The 21,738-nt window shown below is 41.2% G+C and carries 18 protein-coding genes and 1 pseudogene; 11 read left to right on the top strand and 8 right to left on the bottom strand.

Annotation, left to right across the window (positions count from 1 at the left end; translation table 11 throughout):
- Positions 1-6 precede the first annotated feature (6 nt).
- Positions 7-921, bottom strand: a complete 915-nt coding sequence (locus HUW48_RS02695) for a MotA/TolQ/ExbB proton channel family protein (RefSeq protein ID WP_182414208.1) — start codon at positions 919-921, stop codon at positions 7-9.
- 571 nt (positions 922-1,492) lie between these two features.
- The gene (gene mazG / locus HUW48_RS02700) at positions 1,493-2,296 is read right to left on the bottom strand and encodes a nucleoside triphosphate pyrophosphohydrolase (protein ID WP_182414209.1); all 804 of its coding nucleotides are present in this window, start codon (positions 2,294-2,296) and stop codon (positions 1,493-1,495) included.
- Between the two features lie 305 nt (positions 2,297-2,601).
- Here mazG and glmM point away from each other — a divergent pair, with 305 nt between their 5' ends.
- The 4 genes from glmM (at position 2,602) to HUW48_RS02720 (ending at position 7,130) form a co-directional block, all read left to right on the top strand.
- Positions 2,602-3,993 (top strand): phosphoglucosamine mutase, encoded by a 1,392-nt coding sequence (gene glmM / locus HUW48_RS02705; RefSeq protein ID WP_182414210.1) that lies wholly within the window; start codon positions 2,602-2,604, stop codon positions 3,991-3,993.
- A gap of 185 nt (positions 3,994-4,178) precedes the next feature.
- Complete coding sequence (locus HUW48_RS02710; RefSeq protein WP_182414211.1) at positions 4,179-5,321, top strand: cysteine desulfurase family protein; 1,143 nt, start codon at positions 4,179-4,181, stop codon at positions 5,319-5,321.
- A 150-nt stretch (positions 5,322-5,471) separates the two neighbouring features.
- A complete protein-coding gene (locus tag HUW48_RS02715) occupies positions 5,472-6,428 on the top strand; it encodes an L-threonylcarbamoyladenylate synthase (protein ID WP_182414212.1) in 957 nt (318 codons plus the stop codon).
- 120 nt (positions 6,429-6,548) lie between these two features.
- Positions 6,549-7,130 (top strand): LOG family protein, encoded by a 582-nt coding sequence (locus HUW48_RS02720; protein ID WP_182414213.1) that lies wholly within the window; start codon positions 6,549-6,551, stop codon positions 7,128-7,130.
- Between the two features lie 43 nt (positions 7,131-7,173).
- Here HUW48_RS02720 and hemH read toward each other — a convergent pair whose 3' ends face one another.
- Positions 7,174-8,202, bottom strand: a complete 1,029-nt coding sequence (gene hemH / locus HUW48_RS02725; protein WP_182414214.1) for a ferrochelatase — start codon at positions 8,200-8,202, stop codon at positions 7,174-7,176.
- 312 nt (positions 8,203-8,514) lie between these two features.
- Here hemH and era point away from each other — a divergent pair, with 312 nt between their 5' ends.
- The 3 genes from era (at position 8,515) to HUW48_RS02740 (ending at position 11,302) form a co-directional block, all read left to right on the top strand.
- Entirely contained in the window at positions 8,515-9,405 is an 891-nt protein-coding gene (gene era / locus HUW48_RS02730) for a GTPase Era (RefSeq protein WP_182414215.1), read from the top strand.
- Between the two features lie 197 nt (positions 9,406-9,602).
- Positions 9,603-10,913 carry a ribosome biogenesis GTPase Der gene (gene der, locus HUW48_RS02735; protein WP_182414216.1) on the top strand — a complete coding sequence of 437 codons (1,311 nt, stop codon included), beginning with the start codon at positions 9,603-9,605 and terminating at the stop codon, positions 10,911-10,913.
- Between the two features lie 200 nt (positions 10,914-11,113).
- A complete protein-coding gene (locus HUW48_RS02740) occupies positions 11,114-11,302 on the top strand; it encodes an entericidin (protein ID WP_182414217.1) in 189 nt (62 codons plus the stop codon).
- Between the two features lie 99 nt (positions 11,303-11,401).
- Here the strand turns inward: HUW48_RS02740 and HUW48_RS02745 are convergent, their stop codons facing one another.
- From HUW48_RS02745 to HUW48_RS02765, 5 genes and pseudogenes are all read right to left on the bottom strand, one after another.
- Positions 11,402-11,968: a hypothetical protein gene (locus HUW48_RS02745; protein WP_182414218.1), complete on the bottom strand. Its 567-nt coding sequence runs from the start codon at positions 11,966-11,968 to the stop codon at positions 11,402-11,404.
- Positions 11,969-12,328: 360 nt separating this feature from the next.
- Complete coding sequence (locus HUW48_RS02750) at positions 12,329-12,697, bottom strand: VOC family protein (protein ID WP_182414219.1); 369 nt, start codon at positions 12,695-12,697, stop codon at positions 12,329-12,331.
- Positions 12,698-12,795: 98 nt separating this feature from the next.
- Positions 12,796-13,605: pseudogene (gene murQ, locus HUW48_RS02755) on the bottom strand (N-acetylmuramic acid 6-phosphate etherase); the annotation flags it as partial.
- 107 nt (positions 13,606-13,712) lie between these two features.
- Positions 13,713-13,958 carry a cytochrome b5 domain-containing protein gene (locus tag HUW48_RS02760; protein ID WP_182414221.1) on the bottom strand — a complete coding sequence of 82 codons (246 nt, stop codon included), beginning with the start codon at positions 13,956-13,958 and terminating at the stop codon, positions 13,713-13,715.
- 75 nt (positions 13,959-14,033) lie between these two features.
- Positions 14,034-15,185, bottom strand: a complete 1,152-nt coding sequence (locus HUW48_RS02765; RefSeq protein WP_182414222.1) for a formimidoylglutamase — start codon at positions 15,183-15,185, stop codon at positions 14,034-14,036.
- Between the two features lie 212 nt (positions 15,186-15,397).
- Between HUW48_RS02765 and HUW48_RS02770 the strand changes: the two genes are divergently transcribed.
- The 4 genes from HUW48_RS02770 (at position 15,398) to HUW48_RS02785 (ending at position 21,725) form a co-directional block, all read left to right on the top strand.
- Positions 15,398-17,155: an AMP-dependent synthetase/ligase gene (locus HUW48_RS02770; protein WP_182416249.1), complete on the top strand. Its 1,758-nt coding sequence runs from the start codon at positions 15,398-15,400 to the stop codon at positions 17,153-17,155.
- Positions 17,156-17,463: 308 nt separating this feature from the next.
- The gene (locus HUW48_RS02775; RefSeq protein WP_182414223.1) at positions 17,464-17,901 is read left to right on the top strand and encodes a MarR family winged helix-turn-helix transcriptional regulator; all 438 of its coding nucleotides are present in this window, start codon (positions 17,464-17,466) and stop codon (positions 17,899-17,901) included.
- 142 nt (positions 17,902-18,043) lie between these two features.
- Positions 18,044-20,446 (top strand): 3-hydroxyacyl-CoA dehydrogenase/enoyl-CoA hydratase family protein, encoded by a 2,403-nt coding sequence (locus tag HUW48_RS02780; protein WP_182414224.1) that lies wholly within the window; start codon positions 18,044-18,046, stop codon positions 20,444-20,446.
- 100 nt (positions 20,447-20,546) lie between these two features.
- A complete protein-coding gene (locus HUW48_RS02785) occupies positions 20,547-21,725 on the top strand; it encodes a thiolase family protein (protein ID WP_182414225.1) in 1,179 nt (392 codons plus the stop codon).
- The last annotated feature ends 13 nt before the right edge of the window (positions 21,726-21,738 follow it).

Consider the following 21,738-nt stretch of genomic DNA (forward strand, 5'->3'; position numbering starts at 1 on the left):
AAAAAATTATACGTTAACAGATGAATGTGTAGCAGTAGCGCTAGTATGACCAGCATTATCGTGCTGCGCAGCAAAGGTTTGGATAATACTAAAACCAGCTTCGTCGATGCTATAAGTAAGAGCATCAATTTTACTTGTGAAGAAGTTATAAGCTATAATGGCAATAGTAGAACCAATAATACCCAGAGCGGTATTAATCAAAGCTTCAGAGATACCGTTTGCAAGAGCAACAGCATCTGGGCTACCAGCAGTTGCAAGAGCCGAGAACGCTTTAATCATACCTAGTACTGTTCCAATCAGACCTACTAAGGTAGAGATGGAAGCAATAGTAGAAATAATTACCAGGTTTTTCTCTAGCATAGGTAGTTCTAAAGCGGTAGATTCTTCAATTTCCTTCTGGATAGCCAGAATTTTTTGATCTTTGGCCAAAGTACGGTCCGTTTCCATTTCTTTGTATTTGCCTAAACCAGATCTAACTACGTTAGCTACTGAACCTTTTTGAGCATCGCAGGCAGCTAAAGCACCGTTTACATCGTTAACATTTAATCTTTGGCGGATAGTTCTTACAAACTGCTCAATTCCTTTGCTACCTCTTGCTTTATTAATGGTTAAGAAACGCTCAATAGCAAAAACTAGAACCATTAAGTTTAAGGAAATCAACATTGGCACAATAACGCCACCTTTGTAAACTACGCCAAGGTAATTACCTGGTAGTGGGTGATTTTCTGGATTTCCACCTTCAAAGTTTGCCGGGTTGCCCAGGATAAACATGTATATCAGGATTGAAACCACAATTGCTACTGGGATAACGATGCTGGCAAATATAGAACCGGCTGCACCTTCTTTATTAGCGGTAGCAGCAGCTGGCTTTGAAGTTGCTGGTTTTGGCGCATTCGTAACTACGGCATTCTTTTTTTCCATTGTTGTTAAGATTTAAAAGTTTAGTTTTTGGGTTGGGTTAAATAATTTTTTTGTTTTTGTTTTTTAAGGCTATCTACTAAAATAACCGGTATACGCCTTTTTAAGAACCAGCTAAGTAAATTTTTAAATTAAAACTTGAGTGTTACCAGAATTTCCAGATTAACTCAGTTTTAAGATCAGCTACCTGTTTAAGGATGTAAGTAAAGAGAAATTTCCATAAAATTCTAGCAACATTTCTTACAAACCTAACTAAAAATAGACCTTATAGCAAAATGTAAATATTTTTGAAATTAAGATTTTTTTATTTAAGTATTTATATGGTTGACAAATTAATAATAAAAATCTTCTTAATCCTTAATGTAAATAATACATTTAGTAAATTTTTACATTATTTTAATTTTAAATTAAATTTATTAGGCTGCCTAGCAAGTACTTATATGTATTATACTCTTACTATATATTTTAAGTTGAACTAATGTAGCGATAAATGCACGTTTAATTGCATTTCAACCAAAAAAATATTTTAAATTACTTTATTATCTTTCTCCTGGAAGCAATAATCCATAGATGTTTAAAGAACTTTTTTGGCTTGGTTCCAATATACATCCATCTCTGCTAGAGTCATTTGGGTTAGAGATTTACCGTTCTTTTGAGCTTCCTGCTCCAAGTACTGAAATCGCTTAATAAATTTTAAATTAGTTCGCTCTAACGCTTCTTCTGGGTTTACCTCAATAAAACGGGCGAAGTTGATAATAGAAAAGAGCAAATCACCTAATTCGTCGGTTGCTTTCTCTATATCAATTTCTTCTTCAGCTTTTAAATGATATTCAGTTTTAAATTCGCTTAATTCTTCTTCTACTTTTTCCCAAACCTGGGTTTTGTTGTCCCAATCAAATCCTGCTCCGCGGGCCTTTTCCTGAATGCGCATGGCTTTTACTAAAGCTGGCAGCGATACTGGAACGCCCCCTAGCACCGATTTATTGCCTTCTTTTATCTTTAACTGTTCCCAATTCTTTTTAACTTCTTCTTCTGTGTTTGCTTCTGTATTGCCGTAAATATGCGGATGCCGGAAAATAAGCTTATCACATAAACTATTTAAAACGTCGGCTAAATCAAAAATTTGAGTTTCAGAAGCAATTTTGGCGTAGAATACTAAATGTAATAATAAATCCCCTATTTCTTTTTTAACATCAGACATATCGTTGCGCAAAATGGCATCCGAAAGCTCGTAAGTTTCTTCAATGGTTAAATGCCGCAGACTCGTAATGGTTTGTTTCCGATCCCAGGGACATTTCTCTCGTAACTCGTCCATAATATCCAGCAGGCGGTTAAATGCTTGCAAGTGATTCTGACGAGTAGCTTCTTTATCAGGCATAAATAATATAAAAGATGAATAATTAGTATATTTTACAGGTACGATAATAAACTTAAAGTGATTCGGTTATGCTTGGTTATTAAAGCAACTAAAAACAGTTTCTGGTACACCACTGTTATATTTGCTTCTGGATTTACTATTTATAGTTAGGGTTGTTAATCCGACTAACTGTATTGTATATTGCACCTGAAAATAAAGTTAGGCTTAAAAATGCATTATTTAGCCTTGTCTCAATAATTCGGCTGCTTTTTTGTAGAGGAAAAATCTCACAATAAGTAGCTTTGTAAAAATTTAACGTAATACACGTGGCTTTAATAAAATCTATCTCAGGAATCCGGGGAACAATTGGCGGCAAAACCGGGGAGGCTCTAACTCCCTTGGATGTAGTTAAGTTCACCGCCGCTTTTGGCGAATGGGTTCTGGAAACTACCCAAAATAATACGATTGTAGTAGGGCGTGATGCCCGCTTATCCGGCGACATGGTGAATAAGCTGGTTGCAGCTACTCTGCAAAGTATGGGCATTAATGTAATTGATGTAGGATTATCTACTACTCCTACCGTAGAAATGGCTGTTCCTGCTAAACAAGCTGGGGGAGGCATTATTTTAACGGCTAGTCATAACCCAAAGCAGTGGAATGCTCTAAAATTGCTGAATGATAAAGGCGAGTTTATTTCGGATATTGAGGGTAAATTAATATTAGAAATAGCAGAAAAGGAAGCTTTTGATTTTGCTCCGGTTACTAAATTAGGTAAATACATACAAAGTGATAATGCTTTACGCAAGCACATAAAAGCTATTGTAGAGCTACCTTTAGTAGATGTAGAAGCTATTAAAGCGAAAAATTTCCGGGTAGTAGTAGATGCTGTTAATTCAAGCGGCGGTTTTGCTGTGCCTATGTTGCTGGAAGCGCTGGGCGTTACCCAAATCGAAAAATTATATTGCGAACCGGATGGTAACTTTGCGCATAATCCGGAACCCTTACCAGAAAATCTGCGTGAAATTTCTAAAATATTAGAAAAAGGTAAGTTTGACTTAGGTATAGTAGTAGATCCGGATGTAGACCGGCTGGCTTTGGTTTGCGAAGATGGCAGCATGTTCGGTGAAGAGTATACCTTGGTGGCCGTAGCCGATTACGTATTACAACATACAAAAGGCAATACAGTATCTAATTTATCTTCTACCCGAGCTTTACGCGACGTAACTGAAAAAGCAGGCGGTGAGTATTTTGCTGCCGCGGTTGGCGAGGTAAACGTGGTAAATTTAATGAAAGAGAAAAATGCTGTAATTGGGGGCGAAGGTAACGGTGGTGTTATTTACCCGGAACTACATTACGGCCGCGATGCTCTCGTGGGTATTGCTTTATTTCTAACGCATTTAGCTAAAAGTGATCTGCGGATGACTCGTATGCGCGCATCGTACCCTAACTATTTCATTTCTAAAAATAAAATTGAGTTAACCCCGGAAGTAGATGTGGGAGATGTTCTGGTGCAAATGCAAAAACGTTACGCCAAACAACCGGTAAATACCATTGATGGCGTTAAAATCGAATTTAATAAAGAATGGGTTCATTTACGTCGGTCTAACACCGAACCAATTATTCGGATTTATGCCGAATCAGAAACCAATGCTACCGCCGAACATTTAGCTAATAAAATTATTACAGACATAAAAGAAATTATTTCGGTAAAAGCATAATTAAATTAGAAATGGTTAGTTAAAAATAGTTAGTTAAAAATAGAAACTGCTATTTAAAATCAGAAGTGGATGGAAAGTTTAGTCATTAAACTTTCCATCCATTTTTTTATGTTCTATTTTTGTGTGAAGAAATAGAGATTAAGATAAATCATAATTTCTATTTCATAATTTTAATTTCTAATAAAATGGTTGTTTACCTGGATAACGCTGCTACCACCCCACTGGATAAAGAAGTTTTTGATACGATGGCGCCGTACATGTTAGAATATTTTGGTAATCCATCGTCGATTCATGCGCATGGACGGCAGGTACGGTCGGCTATTGAAAAAGCACGAAAAACAATTGCTGGCTTGCTTAATGCGGCACCCGCCGAAATTTTCTTTACTTCTGGTGGTACGGAGGCCGATAATATAGCTGTATTTTCTACTATTCGGGCACTTGGCATTAAACAAGCTATAACCACGCGTTTAGAACACCATGCGGTACTACATTCCTTAGAAGCATTGGAGAAACTAGGTGAAATTAATCTGCAATACCTGAACTACGACGAAAAAGGTAATCTTGATTTAGATCATTTAGAATCTCTCTTAACTACTAATAATCAAACGTTTGTATCCATTATGCATGCCAATAACGAAATTGGTAACTTAAACGATGTTCAAGCTATTAGCGAGATTTGTTTAAAATATAATGCCGTTTTTCATTCGGATACAGTACAAACCATGGGCCATTACCAGCATGATCTGCAGCAATTAAAAACGCATTTTATTGTAGGATCCGCTCATAAATTTCATGGTCCTAAAGGAGTTGGTTTTATTTATACGAATGGTGCTGTAAAAATTCCGCCGCTTATTCATGGTGGTTCGCAGGAACGGAATATGCGGGGTGGAACCGAAAATGTTTACGGCATTATTGGTTTGGCCAAAGCTCTGGAAATTGCCTACCGCGATATGGATAAGCATCAGCAGTATATTCAAAGCTTAAAAAACCGCATGATTGAACGATTAACGGCCCAAATTCCGGATGTGCAATTTAACGGCAACTCAGCTATAGCCGAAAAAAGCTTGTATACTGTGTTAAATGTAAGTTTACCTCCTTCTGATATTACGGAAATGTTGCTTTTTAATTTAGATATAAATAAAATTTCAGCTTCTGGGGGTAGTGCCTGTACCAGCGGCGCCAATGCCGGTTCGCATGTTTTAAGTGCCTTAAACTGTGATCCGGACCGGGGAGCTATTCGTTTTTCATTTAGCAAATACAATACGCCTGCCGAAATTGACTATGCGGCAGAAAAATTAGCTGGTTTATACGTTAAAGTGCCAGCATAAATCATTAAACAATTTATTATTTTAATACAGAAGGGCTGCTATAAAACAAAAATAGCAGCCCTTCTGTATTATGCCTGTTCCTGAAGGATTTTAGAAGTTAAATCAGGAGTAATTTAATTTATTTACTTTTGCGGCAATTTACCAACTATTATGGCAATAACAGGAACGGATATAAACCACGCTGCTAATTTACTGCGGACTGGACAGCTTGTATCCATCCCCACTGAAACCGTTTATGGCTTAGCAGCCAATGCTTACCTGGAAGAAGCAGTTGTTTCTATTTTTGAGGCCAAGCAGCGGCCGGCTTTTGACCCTTTAATTGTGCATACGCATAGCATTCAGGAGTTTGAGAAGATAGCAGTAAATATCCCAAATCGAGCTTACCAGTTAGCCGAAGCGTTTATGCCCGGCCCGGTTACTTTTATTTTACCCCGTAATCCAATAATTCCGCTGCTGGTTACGTCCGGGAACGAATCGGTAGGCATACGTATTCCTAATCATCCGCTTACTTTAAGTTTATTGCGGCAATTAGATTTTCCCCTGGCTGCTCCCAGCGCTAACCCGTTTGGTTATGTGAGTCCTACTACAGCACAGCACGTGGCGCAACAGCTCGGCGATCGTATTCCGTATATTCTGGATGGCGGCCCGTGCCAGATAGGAATTGAATCCACTATTATTAATTTAGTAAATAATGAAGTAGAAATACTACGCTTAGGTGGTCTGGCCATAGAAGAAATTGAAACAATCATAGGGCAGCGCGTTAAATTTGTAAAAACGAGTAGTTCTAATCCCAAAGCGCCGGGTATGCTCAGTAGCCATTATGCTCCCCGCAAAAAAGTAGTATTAGGTGATATTAGTAAAAACATAAAGCAGTTTGACCCGCACCGAACAGGTATTTTATCTTTTCAGAAAGTATGGCAGCAAGTTCCTCGGGAACAACAATATATTTTAGCACCTAGTGGAGATACCAGTGAAGCGGCCCGTAATTTATTTGCCGCTCTCCGCCAATTAGATTCTTTACCAATTGATATTATTTTAGCAGAACAAGTGCCGGAAACTGGATTAGGCAAAGCCATTAACGACCGATTAATCCGTGCTTCGTTCTGAGTTTACACATTAATAGAGTTCGTAAGTTTAAACTATTGTTAGTTCTTTTGATTGATTACTTTAGTTAAAAGCACAGAAATAAAAGATTTAAGATTATTTATTAAAAAGATAGAATAGTAAATGAAGTGTATTGCTGTGTTTTGTGGCGCCAACTTTGGGAACAAAGAAATTTATACAACTAAAGCGCGGGAGTTGGGTAAAATGTTTGCTCAACAAGGAATTGCCTTAGTATATGGCGGTGGAAATGTAGGCTTAATGGGAGTTATTGCGGATAATGTTTTGGCTCATGGCGGTAAGGCAATAGGCGTGATACCACAAAGTTTAGTAGAACGTGAAGTAGCGCATGCAACGCTTACTGAATTACACGTGGTACAAACCATGCACCAGCGAAAAGCCTTAATGGCAGATTTAGCCGATGCCTTTATAGCTATGCCGGGTGGTTTTGGTACCCTGGATGAAGTTTGTGAAATTATTACTTGGAATCAGTTGGGCATAATTATTAAACCGGTAGGGTTTTATAATATAAATGGCTATTTCGACAAGTTTATTCAACTAATTGAGGGAGCAGTGACCGAAGGTTTTATCCGGGAAGAGCACCGTACTAACCTGATTGTAGCAGATGAGCCGGAAAAGCTACTGCAAAATATGCAAGGGTATAATCCGGTAAGTGCCAGTAAATGGATAGACTTTAATAAGGCTTAAAAAGAAGACAGTTGCGCAACTATCTTCTTTTTAATTAAAACATTTAATTACGTAAAATCATCTGCTTTACGGCTTCTACCCACAACGGGCTCGTGTTTAAACTTTCCACTAATTGCCAGTGTTTGCCACCCGCTTGTTCAAACAATTCTTTAAACTCACTGCCTACTTCAACAGTAGTTTCGAGGCAGTCGGCCACAAAGGCAGGGCTAAATGCTAATACCCGTTTTTTTCCTTGGGCAGGCAATTCTTTTAGTAACTCATCGGTATATGGTTTAAGCCAAGGGTCTTTGCCTAACCGTGATTGAAATGTAACGCTGTATTGGTCTTCCGTTAGATTAAGCTCTTTTGCCAGCAACCGCGACGTTAGAAAACACTGTGCCCGGTAGCAATACCTATTCATTTTATGGTAGGTATTACAACACGAACCTAGCTGGCAATAATTGTTTACACTACCTTTTAAAATGTGACGCTCTGGTATACCATGGTAGCTAAATACCACGTGATCGTACGGTTCTTTCTCTAAATACTTACGGCCAAGTGCAGCAAAAGCTTTAATAAACAAAGGATCATCGCAGAACGAACTAATAAAAGTAATGTCCGGCACAATCCACCAATCTTTTACAATTTCCATTACTTTATCCTGCACCGAACCTGTAGAAGCCGAGGCATATTGCGGAAACAAGGGCAATACAATAATCCGGTCCACAAATTTTGCGCGTAGTTCCTCCAGCGCACTCTGAATACTGGGACTTTGGTAACGCATGCCCAATGCCACGTGGTACTTAGAACCTAATTGCTCTTGTACTAAATTTTTTAAATCTACGCCGTAGTACAACAAAGGCGAGCCCCGTTCATCCCATAGCTGTTTGTAAACTTTGGCCGATTTAGGCGCGCGAAACGGAGCAATAATACCATTAATCAAAAAGAAACGTTGGGTAACTGGTATGTCAATTACCCGCTTATCCATTAAAAATTCCCGGAGGTATTTGCGTACATCGCCGGTTTCGGGAGTATCGGGGGTACCTAAGTTAACTAATAAAACCCCGGTTTTCCGGGTGTTGGTATCATTCATGTTTAGAATTGCAGGTTTGAGGTTGCAAGTTACAAGTTTTACGTTGCAGATTACAGGTTAGCAAGTTGAGAAGTTAACATAAGTAGGCTGAGCTTTGTTCTAAAATTTATGCAGCAACAGGCTTATATTAAGAGATGTATCAAAATAATCAATTAAAAACCGTACTTTTGCGCCCTCGTTGCTAGAGTTAGAGGAAATTAGCTAAAAATTTAATGCTGGCTACTTACCTGGAGTAAAATAGATTAATACAGAAGGCTATTAATTTTCTAACCTTTCAACTATATAATCAGCAACGTGTAACCTGAAACTAAAATGAGCGAAAAACCACATAAAGCAGGGTTTGTTAGTATTATTGGCAAGCCCAACGTAGGTAAATCCACGCTCATGAACGTAATGGTAGGCGAACGTTTGTCTATTATTACTTCTAAAGCACAGACTACCCGCCACCGAATTATGGGTATTCTCAACGGCGACGATTTTCAGATTGTTTATTCCGATACGCCCGGTATTATTCAACCCAAGTACGAGTTACACCAATCCATGATGCGCTTTGTAAGCGCTTCTTTAGAAGATGCCGATGTTATTTTATTTGTAACGGATATTTATGAGAAGCACGACGAAGAAGAAATTATTAAACGCCTGCAAAACGTAGAAGCTAAAATACTGCTGTTAATTAATAAAATTGACCAGGCCACAGAAGAAGAGGTAAAGGAAAAAATAACGTATTGGGGTGAGCGCATAAAAGCCGATCAAATTATTCCGATATCGGCATTAGAGAAGTTTAATACCGATAAGGTATTCCAGGCAATTCTGGATTATTTACCAGAACATCCGGCTTATTACGACAAAGATGAACTAACCGACAAGCCCGAGCGTTTCTTTGCCGCTGAGATTATCCGCGAAAAGATTTTTTTAAATTATAAAAAAGAAATTCCGTACAGTTGCGAAGTAGTAATAGAAGAATTTAAGGAAGAAGAGACTATTATCCGGATGCGCGCCGAAATTATGGTGGAACGTAAGAGCCAAAAAGGCATCGTAATAGGTCACGAAGGCAAAATGCTGAAGAAAGTGGGCACGCAGGCCCGCCAGGAAATGGAGCAGTTTTTTGCTAAGCAAGTACATTTAGAATTGTACGTACGCGTACAGGAAGATTGGCGCTCTAACCCGAAAGCGCTTAATAAATTTGGGTATAACGATATGTAGTTGATAGACTAGAGTCTAAGGTCCATTGGCCAAAGTCTATGGAAAATTTTAAAATTCTGAGGCTGTATACAGGCAACTATTAACTAATTAATAAATCTGGGGACTATCGACTATGGTCTACAGACTAATATTTTTTCTAAATCGGTTTCGGTAACCCGTCCGCTCCGGCACGGGCTGAAACCACAAAACAAAGACGAATGTCAAATATTGTTGCAATTGTGGGTCGCCCTAACGTGGGCAAATCCACGCTTTTTAACCGCCTGGTAGGCGAGCGTAAAGCCATTATGGATAACCAAAGCGGCGTTACCCGCGACCGCCATTATGGCTACGGCGAATGGATCGGTAAGAATTTTACCGTGGTTGATACGGGCGGTTACGTACATGGCTCCGATGATATTTTCGAAGGCGAAATCCGGAAACAAGTAGAACTGGCCATTAAAGAGGCTACCGTAATTTTATTTATGGTGGATGTAGAAGAAGGTTTGCACAGCCTCGACGAAGAATTTGCCGCAGTACTGCGCCGCTCCGACAAGCCCATTTACATTGTGGCCAATAAAGCCGATACCAACTTAAAAGCGCAGTTTACCGGCGATTTTTACGCTTTAGGTTTGGGCGAGGAAATTTTTCCGGTATCATCGGCGAGTGGCTCCGGCACCGGCGATTTACTCGACGAAGTAGTAAAACACTTTCAAACGGAAGATGTTGAAAACCCCGACGAAGGTATTCCCAAATTGGCGGTAGTTGGTCGCCCTAACGTTGGTAAGTCATCATTCGTTAATTTGCTGCTCGGCGAAGAACGCAATATTGTTACTGATGTGGCGGGCACTACCCGTGATTCCATTAACTCGCGGTATAATGCCTTTGGGATGGAGTTTATAATTACTGATACAGCCGGCTTACGACGCAAAACCAAAGTTCACGAAGATATTGAATTTTATTCGGTACTTCGGTCTATAAAAGCTATCGAAGAATCAGATGTATGTATTGTAATACTGGATGCAACCCGCGGTCTGGAGGCCCAGGATATGAACATAATTGGCCTTGCCGATAAAAACCGGAAAGGCATTGTAATTTTAGTAAATAAATGGGATTTGGTTGAGAAAGAAACCAATACCATGAAAGAATACGAAGATCAGCTCCGGGAAAAATTGGCTCCTCTAACTTACATGCCTATAATTTTTACTTCAGTATTAACGAAACAACGGGTGCATAAAGCCATTGAAACGGCTTATCAGGTTTATAAAAACAAAACGCAGAAAATATCTACTTCTAAACTGAACGACATAATCTTAAAAGAAATAGAAGCGTATCCGCCACCAGCCATCAAAGGTAAGTTTGTGAAGATTAAGTATATTACGCAGTTGCCAACGCATAATCCTACATTTGCCTTTTTCTGTAATTTGCCGCAGTACATCAAAGAAAGCTATACTCGTTTTCTGGAAAATAAAATCCGGAAACACTTCGGCTTTGAAGGGGTGCCTATAAATGTTGTTTTCCGAAAAAAGTAAGCGAATGAAGTTAAAATCTTTAATACCGGATATTTAATTGTAAAAGAAAAATCCTCAGCTAGCTGAGGATTTTTTATGCGTATTAATTCGGAAACTTTTATTTTAGGAATCAGTATAAGTATCAAATTGCATTAATCTGCTTCTATAATATAGAAGGCAATTTTGATGTATCTTCCACAAAACCCGAACCTAATAAAACTATGAAAAAGCTATTGTTTATGTTTATCGCGGCTAGTGCCTTTTCTTTTGCTTCTTGCGAATCTAAACAGGAAAAAGCGGCCGATGATGCTGCAGAGCATAGAGAAGATGCAGCGGAACACCAGGAAGAGGCTGCTCAAGATAATGCTGAAGCCTCAAAGGATAGTATCGATGCAGTTACTCCCCAGTAACTAGTACATGTAATTTGATTTTTTGCTAAAAGGCCAGGCTATGTAGTCTGGCCTTTTTTACATTTACTCCAGAAAAAATTGGTATAATTATTTGAGTTGTTATCCTAGTCTTTTTTGAATAAGATTACTTACCAGACTAAATAATTTACGAGGTTCAAAAGTGCGCCAGTTTATTTCTTCCAGGTTGCCGCCAAAATTAATGTAATAATCCAGGTTGTATCTTTTCATTTCCTCCAATACAAAATCCTGAAAATTAATGGCTACAATCCAGCCGTCTTCTACGTCTTCAAACCATTCTTCGTAGTAGCAATCGTCTGACCCGTGAAAGTTAAACACGTTTTCGCCGATCAAAATAAATTTTTGAATGCCTTCCTGCACCATAGGGTCAATAATGTTGCGCTTGAGCTGCATAATGTCGTTGTGCAGGGTATCATTCCACTCGCCGATAAACTCGATAATGCAAAAGCCCAGATCGTAATCCACGAAAAGTATTTTTAAAAACAGTGTTTCCGATTCAATATCGTCCCACTGCGGATGAATGTAATAGCCATAAATGGTATTTGTAAATTCTAAAAGGTTGTTTTCCGCGCCGTACAACGGCGAGCGCGGGTCTTCGGAAGCACTGTAGGCCTCGATCCAGTTATAAAAAGGCTCGATGGTATGCATAAAATAAGAGTAACAATTAAGATAATTCAATTTACTCAATGTTACTCAAAACCAAAAGCCAGGTTGCTAATTCGGTTCGCAGATTTGCATGGATTTTTCGGTTTTCGCAGATCCTGGAGTTAAGAATTTGTTAGCGAGGCAAATAGGCAAGCCTACGTGGAAAAGCGATTTTCAAAAATTTCTTTTTTACAAACTGCCAGGATAGTAGGAATAGTAATTACCGCGGACAAATGCCCCAAAGTTTGTCTGCTATGCTTCGGTGTATATAATATTTTGGCTAGTGCGAGCAGGTAGCGTATAACTGCTTACAATTATTACAAATGGTTAACAACTGCGCTGACGCAATTTAAGTGCTGTGTTTTACTCATCTTCTAATTTAAATTCCGGATTATAGATTAACCCGATAACATTGCCCCAAGGGTCTTTCATGGTGGCGGTTACAATATCGCCGCCTACATTGTAAGGCTTTTCGTTCTCGGTAGCTCCTAAGGTAATCAGGCGGTCATATTCTTCCGTTATTTGATTTACTCCCCAATAAGCTATTACACTTTCGGTCTTGTTGGTGGTGGGTGTGTCTTCCGGTTGAAGGCCGAGTTCGTAGCCTTTAATATTAAAGCCCACGTAAAATGGCTCGTCAAAATAAGGGGCGGTTTCAAAAACCTGCGCGTACCAAGCTTTAGCTTTGGTAATATCGCCTACTTTGTAAATGGTTGTTCGGAGCCCCAGCATAGTTTTTTGTTTATTTTAAAATAATTCAATCTCTATTTGATCCTTTTAAAATCAATATGGCATCCGCGTCATCAGCTTAATCCGCGGAAATCCGTGATTTACTTCTGATAGTTTTCAATGGCAGCGCGCACGTTGCCGTGTTGTTGAATTAAAGCAGTGGCTGTAGTTTCGTCTATCTGTAATTCATCCATTACCATCCTAATAGCGCGGTTTACCAGTTTGTGGTTCGAGAGCTGCATGTCAACCATTTTGTTGCCTTTCACGTGGCCCAATTGAATCATGGTAGCGGTGGTAAGCATGTTTAAAGCTAGTTTCTGGGCAGTGCCGGCTTTCATGCGGGTGCTGCCGGTTACAAACTCCGGACCCGTTATAATTTCTACGGGGTACTCGGCTACGGCCGCTACTTTGGAACCCGCATTACACACAATACAACCGGTAACTAAGCCGTTCTGCCGGGCAGTTTCCAGGCCGCCAATTACATACGGCGTACGGCCAGAAGCGGCAATACCCACTACTACGTCTTTATCGGTAATCGCATGGGCTTGTAAATCTTGCCAGGCCTGGTTAAAATCATCTTCAGCAAATTCTACGGCTTTCCGGATAGCCGTGTCACCGCCGGCAATAATACCTACTACCAAACCGTGGGGCACTCCATAAGTAGGTGGGCATTCCGAGGCGTCCACAATGCCCAACCGGCCGCTGGTACCGGCGCCAATGTAAAACAAACGGCCCCCGATTCTCATTTTCTCCACTACAGCTTTTACCAAAGCTTCTATTTGCGGAATAGCTTTTTCAACGGCCAGTGGTACGGTTTTATCTTCCTGGTTAATGTTGGTCAGCAATTCGTTTACCGACATTTTTTCCAGGTGATTAAAGTTAGAAGCGGTTTCGGTGGTACTCATTCGTAAGTTAGAGGTTGTAAGTTTACAAAAGTTGAAAAACTAATTTTGTTCTCAGCTTAATTTTATCTTTTAATGGCTAATAAAAAGTTGGTACGGGTAAATTTTTAAAAATTTTACTTTTTCAGACGACCAATTATTTGAAATTTGTCGAACACGTATTCGGTATGCGGGGCATCTTTTAGTTCTTCAGTTAAGTCCTGACCGGCCCAATGCTCATAGTGATTGCCCCGGCTCCACAGCCGCGATTTTTTTACGTCATAGATGTTGCCTTCGTACGCAATCCAGATTTCTTCGCGATCCTGCCCATTACGCAAAGCCAATTGATTTTTAGTGTATTCCGGGAGTACTTGTTCTGTCATTTAAATATAATAATGTAATAAGTAGCAGTATAAGGCTTGAGTACTACATTTTACTAAACCTGTAACTTGTAACCATTATGCCAGGCGCGACTGGGTTAAAATCCAGCGATTCGGTATTTCTCCTTTGGCGGCGAGCAGGTAATCTTCGTAGGAGCAAGGTATTATTTTGGCTTGCTTTTCGGAGCGTAAGGGTTCTACTTCCATCCACCATTTATCGCTCACTTTGCTTTTGTAAAACACCATTTTATTCGGGTTATCATGAAAGCCAATGGCATATTTTAAAAATTTGTTGCTGGTAAAATCCGTTTCGTTCTTGCGGTGGTAAAAGCCTTCTACAAAATACCAGAGCATTACCGCAATAGTAGTAGCGGTTACCTGGCGTTCGTCCAGAGCCGGGTTGTATTCGTAAATGCCGAAAGAACTCAGCGAATCGTTTAGGCCAGCGTACCAGCACAATTGGCAAGCTTCTTCGCCGGTTAAGCCAAATGGGTTGGCGGGTTCGTAGCCGGGCGCATCGTGGTGTTTAATGGCCCGAATATCAAAACTAATTAAATCGGCGTGCCGCACTACCGGCTCTACTTCCTGGATATTAGTGTGCACCAAACCCAAACGTACTGTTTCGAAGTGTAATTTTTCTAAAACTACGGCTACTTCCTGTTCTACAAAATAAGATTGGTAGGCAATCTGGCTCAGGCTGAACAAGTAATTAGGCTCGTGCAGCAGAATGCGTTGTAAGTGCTGTTTATGTGGCGGTACTCCAACTTCTTCGCTCATGTCAATGTGCGAATCAATGGTAACCAGGTTAATAGCTTTACCCAGGTTTTCGTAGGCCAGAAATTGCCCGTAATCCAGGTCGTGGCTGCCCCCGATAATAATTGGTAAAGTGTTCTGGCTGATTAAATTTTCTACAATTTCTTTAATCCGCAGGTAAGTGTCTTCTAAGGTTATGCCGGGCAATAAGTCGCCTAAATCCGCAATCTTATACCGGCCGGTGCCTTTCTTAAGGGCGTATAGCTGACGCCTTACTTCGGTAGCGGGTCGTAGCTCCGGGTTCGTATCCTGACCAGTACCCCGGATTTCATTTACTCCCAGTATGGCCATATCGGCCTGGCGCCACTCCGGAAACTTATGAATAAACGGATCAATGCTGGCCCCAAAAGTTTTCGGGTTGCTTTGATGCAGGTAAAGCTCTTCGGGAAGCGGCTCAAAGAAAATGGCTAAATTCATGCGGGATCGTTAAAGAATACCAAAAATACTAAAAATGTGCAGACTGCTCCGGACCAATGCAGTTTAGCTCTGTAATTTTTTAAAAAAATGGGGGTATTCCCCCGGAAAGTATTATATTTCGGAGATGCCGTTTTTTCTGAACCAGCGTATAACTGGTATATTGTTACAGGTTTTAGTTCTAAAAAGTACCACGTCTGCGTTTTAACACCATGCTGCAAATAACCCGAGCCTTCGATGTTTTAGCCTATCAATTACAAAAGTATCCGCAACCCGATTGTTTGTCGGCTAAAATTAACGATACCTGGCATAAACAAAGTACCCAGGAAGTAGTGGATGCCGTGTACCAGTTTAGTTTGGGTTTACTGGCCATGGGTTTTAAAAAAGAAGATAAAATTGCGCTGGTTTCTTTTAATCGCCCCGAGTGGATTATTGCGGATTTAGGGATTCAACAAATAGGTGCCATTAGTGTGCCCCTGTACCCCACCATTACCGAAGATGATTACCGCTATATTCTTAAAGAAGCAGAAGTAAAACTGATTTTGGTTTCGGATGAAAAGCTGTATAGTAAAGTAAGCGCGGCTACTGCCCAAATAGAAGGCATACAGGGAATTTATTCGTTCGATCGTTTGCCGGGAGTGAAGCATTGGTCCGATATTTTGAACCAGGCCCGGGAAGCAGATTTAGATCGGTTAAAAGCCATAAAAGCCGCGGTAACTCCCGAAGATTTATTTACTATTATTTATACTTCTGGTACCACCGGTAACCCCAAAGGAGTTATGCTCACGCACAACAATATTGTAAGTAATTACAAGTCGTGCCAGCCGTACGTACCGGTAAATAATCAACATCGCGCTTTAAGTTTTTTGCCACTTTGCCATATTTACGAACGCATGTTATCGGTGCTGTACATGGCCGAGGGCGTAAGTATTTACTACGCCGAAAGCATTGAAAAAGTAGCCGAAAATTTACGTGAAGTAAAACCCCACGTGTTTGCTACCGTGCCGCGTTTGCTGGAAAAAGTGTACGATAAAATTGTAGCGAAAGGCAAAGATTTAACCGGGGTGAAGAAAAATTTATTTTTCTGGGCTTTAGAGTTGGGGTTAAAATACGATGTGCGCGGCATGAGTGCCTGGTACACTGCGCAACTAGCCTTGGCCAATAAGTTAATTTTTAATAAATGGCGCGAAGCTTTGGGCGGAAACGTTATTGCCATAGTATCGGGTGGGGCAGCATTGCAGCCGCGTTTAGCCCGGGTATTTGGCGCCGCTAATATCCGGGTAATGGAAGGTTACGGTCTTACCGAAACTTCGCCGGTAATTGCAGTCAACCGCCACAACCCCGAAGACCACATGATTGGCACCGTAGGGCCGCCCGTGGATGACATGGAAGTAAAAATAGCCGAAACCGACGGCGAAATTTTAACCCGCAGCGCCAGCGTCATGAAAGGTTACTACAAACACCCGGAGCTCACCGCCGAAGTAATAGATGCGGATGGTTGGTTTCATACCGGCGATATTGGGGAAATGGTGGAAGGCAAATATTTAAAAATCACCGATCGCAAAAAAGAAATGTTTAAAACCTCTGGCGGTAAATACATTGCCCCGCAGCTCATTGAAAATAAATTAAAAGAATCTAACCTGATTGAGCAGGTAATGGTAATTGGCGACGGGCGCAAATTTGCCTCGGCGTTAATTGTGCCTTCGTTCCCGGATTTGCGGGAGTATTGTCGCTTGCATGATATTCCTTATACCACTGATGCCGAAATGATTAATCACCCTGCGGTGCTAGAGAAATTTAACCGGGAAGTAAAAAGTTACAACGAGCATTTTGCCCAGTGGGAACAAATTAAACGCCACGAACTCATGCCTAAACCCTGGACCATTGAGAGCGGCGAGTTAACGGCCAAACTAAGCCTGAAACGCAAAGTTATCTTGCAGAACAATCAGGCGCTCATCGAAAAGATTTATTAAGTACATTTTTGCTTATTTCTGTTTTCTCTTGAACCCTGCAACACCTAAGCAGGCTAGCTTTGCTTGTGGCTAATTGTTAAGTAATATAATAATTTAAAAAATTTACGTTTCTCAAGTATTTCTGGACTTTCTTCTGGTTGCTTTCTTCCGGCATTAAATCACTTTTACCGGTTCATTCCTGTTGTATTTTTCTCGTAGAAACTACTAAAACAAGTTAGCACGTGAGGTGAAAATTATTTTAGTAGAATAGTATGCAAGCATAATAAATTTTTAAAATTTTCGTATATTTGGTAATACAGCTTAAATGTATGAAGCCCGAAGAAACCGTTGATTATAATGTAAAAGTGTGCTGGCACGCCATTGCGCGCATGTACAATCTGCAAGCTGCTAAGTATGATGTTACCACTTCTATTGGTTTCGTGCTTTTAAATATTCATCCGCAGGAAGGTACTCCCGCTACTAAAATAGCACCTAAAATGGGCTTGGAAGCTCGCAGCTTAACCCGCATTTTAAAAAGCATGGAAGAAGACGGCCTGATTTACAAAGTAGGGGATGCCGTTGATAAACGGTCGGTGCGTATATTTTTAACCGGAAAAGGATTAGAGAAAAAAGAACTGGCCCGGCAAACCGTAAGAACCTTTAACCAGAAAGTGCGAGAACAAATACCCGAAACCGATCTGGCGGTTTTTTTTAAAGTGATCAACCAAATTAACGGCTTAATTGAAAGTAAAGAAATCTATAAATAGTATGCTGATGTCGTTTTAACCAGATTTTGAATACTGCTGGAAGATTAATCTGGCTTTTGAATGATGGAAATTTGTTAATTTTTAAAATTCCTTCGTCGAATAACGAACAACGAATAACGAACAACTACTTCGTGTCTGTCAAATGAAAAGAATAATTAAAAAAGTTGCGGTTTTAGGTTCGGGCATCATGGGTTCGCGCATTGCCTGTCACTTTGCTAATATTGGCGTACCGGTTTTGCTGCTTGATATTGCTCCCAAAGAACTTTCCCCGGAAGAAGCGCAACGGGGTCTTACCCTGGATCATCCAACTGTAAAAAATCGGATTGTAAACAGTGCCTTGCAAATTGCCATTGGTTCCAACCCGGCTCCGCTGTACCGGAAAGCCGACGCGAAATACATTTCCACCGGAAACTTTGACGATAATTTAAAAAATATTGCTTCCTGCGACTGGGTGATAGAGGTAGTGGTCGAAAATTTAAAAATTAAGCAAAGTCTTTACGAAAAAGTAGAACAATATCGTAAACCGGGTACGCTTATTACCTCTAACACGTCGGGTATTCCTATTCATTTGATGACTGCCGGCCGTTCCGATGATTTCCGGAAGCACTTTTGCGGAACGCACTTTTTTAATCCGCCGCGCTACTTAAAACTGCTCGAAATAATTCCGACCCCTGAAACTGATAAAAGTGTGGTTGATTTTCTGCTACACTACGGCGATTTATACCTGGGTAAAACTACCGTATTAGCCAAAGATACCCCAGCCTTTATCGCAAACCGCATTGGTATTTTCGGGATTATGGATACGTTCAGCCAAATGCAAAAGCTGGGCTTAAACATCGATGAAGTCGATCGTATTACCGGACCAATTACCGGCCGTCCTAAATCCGCTACTTTCCGGACGTTAGATGTGGTAGGTTTAGATACTTTAGCCAAAGTTGCCCAAGGTTTGTACCAAACCGGCGAGAAAGACGAAGCCCGGGAGTTGTTTCAATTACCAGATTACGTGCAGCAAATGCTGGATAAAAACTGGTTAGGCGATAAAACTGGTCAGGGGTTTTACAAAAAAACTAAAAATGCACAGGGCGAAACCGAGATCTTAACCTTGGATTTAAATACCCTGGAGTACGCTCCGAAGCAAAAAGTGAAATTTGCCAGCCTGGAGCCGCTTAAAACTATTGATAACTTAAAACCCCGCTTGAAAGCTTTGTATAGCGGTAGCGACAAAGCCGCTGAGTTTTTTAAAGCTACTTCGCACGGTTTATTCAGTTATATCTCGCATCGCATTCCGGAAATATCCGATGAATTATACCGGATTGATGATGCCATGCGGGCCGGCTTTGGTTGGGAAATTGGTCCGTTTGAGCTATGGGATGCCTTAGGCGTAGCTGAAACCGTGAAAGCCATGGAAGCCGAAGATCGAAAGCCAGCCGCCTGGGTGTACGATTTTCTAGCCGCTGGTAACACTTCATTTTATAAAACAAACCAAGGTTCGCGCCTTTACTACGACATCCCCAGTAAATCTTACCAAAATATTCCGGGTACCGAAAGCTTTATTATTCTAGATAATTTTCGAGAGAGCAATGTGGTCTGGAAAAACGCTGGCGCTACTTTGTTTGATATCGGCGATGGTATTTTAAACCTGGAGTTTCATACCAAAATGAATACGCTGGGCTCCGAGATCATTCAGGGTTTAAACAAAGCTGTAGAAATAGGGGAGAAGGATTTTCGGGGCTTAGTAGTTGGCAACGATGCGCCAAACTTTTCAGCGGGAGCAAACCTGGCTTTAGTATACATGTACGCCCTTGATCAGGATTATGATGAATTAAATATTATGATCCGGCAATTCCAGAACACTATGATGCGCATGCGTTACAGCGCTATTCCGGTAGTGGCTGCCCCGCATGGTTTAGCTTTGGGCGGTGGCTGCGAATTGAGTCTGCACGCCGATAAAATACAGGCTGCCGCTGAAACGTACATGGGGCTGGTAGAATTTGGTGTAGGTCTAATTCCGGGGGGCGGCGGCACCAAAGAAATGACTTTGCGCACCGCGGATTCATTCGAAGAAGGTGATCCGGAATTTAATAGTTTACGCAATACCTTTACCACCATTGCTATGGCTAAAGTATCTACTTCCGCCCAAGAAGCCTTTGATTTAGGTTTTATGCGCCGGGGCGATGCGATTACTATTAACAACAACCGCTTACTCGCCGAAGCTAAACTAGCCGCCATTGAACTCGCCGAAGCTGGTTATACGCAACCTGTACCGCGCAAGGATATTAAAGTACTGGGCCGCGGCGCTTTAGGCATGTTTATTTCAGGCGTGTACGCCATGTACGAAGGAAGTTATATTTCAGAGCACGATCAGAAAATTGCCCGTAAGCTGGCCTATGTGATGTCGGGCGGCGATTTGTCGACACCTACGCTGGTATCGGAGCAATACTTATTGAATCTGGAACGCGAAGCATTTTTGTCCCTTACCGGTGAGCGCAAAACCCTGGAACGCATCAAAAGCATTTTAACCTCGGGTAAACCGCTCCGAAATTAAAAAATTTAAAAATTGAATGAGAAGCTTGGAGTTGTAGAAGTTTGAATTGCTTATAACGGATAATCTAATCTCCAATATCAAATATCTAACATCTAAAAATATGCAAAATGCCTATATCGTAGCCGGTTATCGTTCGGCTATTACCAAAGCAAACCGGGGCGGCTTCCGGTTTACCCGCCCCGACGACTTAGCTGCCGATGTCATTAAGCATTTACTGGCTTCGGTGCCTCAGTTAGACTCCGAGCGAGTTGATGATTTAATTGTAGGAAATGCGGTCCCGGAAGCAGAACAAGGTTTACAAATGGGCCGAATGATCGCCTTATTAGCGTTACCTACCAGCGTGTCTGGGATGACGGTAAACCGCTACTGTGGCTCCGGTATTGAAACCATTGCGATTGCCTGTAGTAAAATTGCCGCCGGTATTTCGGATTGCATTATTGCCGGCGGTACCGAATCTATGTCGCTGGTACCAACAGTAGGTTTTAAAACGGCTCCTAATTACAACTTAGCCGTAAAGCACCCGGAGTATTTCTTAAGCATGGGTTTAACCGCCGAAGCAGTAGCAAAGGATTACAACGTTTCGCGCGAAGACCAGGACGAATTCTCTTATAACTCGCACCAAAAAGCGATAAAAGCCATTGAAGCCGGTTTGTTCCAGGAGCAAATTGTGCCCATCACCATCGAAGAAACCTATGTGGATGAGAATGGTAAGAAGAAAACCCGCTCCTTTGTGGTAGATACCGACGAAGGTCCCCGGGCCGATACTTCCTTAGAAAAACTAGCCAAGCTAAAACCGGTATTTGCGCAAAATGGTACCGTAACGGCTGGCAACGCTTCGCAAACTTCGGATGGCGCTGCTTTTGTAATCGTCATGAGCGAGCGCCTGGTAAAAGAATTAAATCTGGAGCCTATTGCCCGCATGGTTACTTACGCAACAGGCGGAGTAGACCCGCGCATTATGGGTATGGGGCCTATTGTGGCGGTACCTAAAGCCATTAAACAAGCCGGTTTGCACTTGAATGATATTGACCTTTTTGAAATTAACGAAGCCTTTGCCGCTCAAACCTTAGCTGTAGTCCGCCATCTGGATATTCCGGAAGAAAAGTTAAATGTGAGTGGTGGCGCTATTGCAACCGGCCACCCATTAGGTTGCTCCGGGGCTAAATTGAGCATCCAGCAATGGCACGAACTCCGCCGCCGGAAGCAAAAGTACGGCCTGGTTACTGCCTGCGTAGGCGGTGGTCAGGGAGTGGCGGGGATTTATGAACTTTTGAGTTGATTAGATATAGGAC

Origin of the sequence: Adhaeribacter radiodurans (assembly GCF_014075995.1) — a bacterium.
GTDB lineage: Bacteria > Bacteroidota > Bacteroidia > Cytophagales > Hymenobacteraceae > Adhaeribacter > Adhaeribacter radiodurans.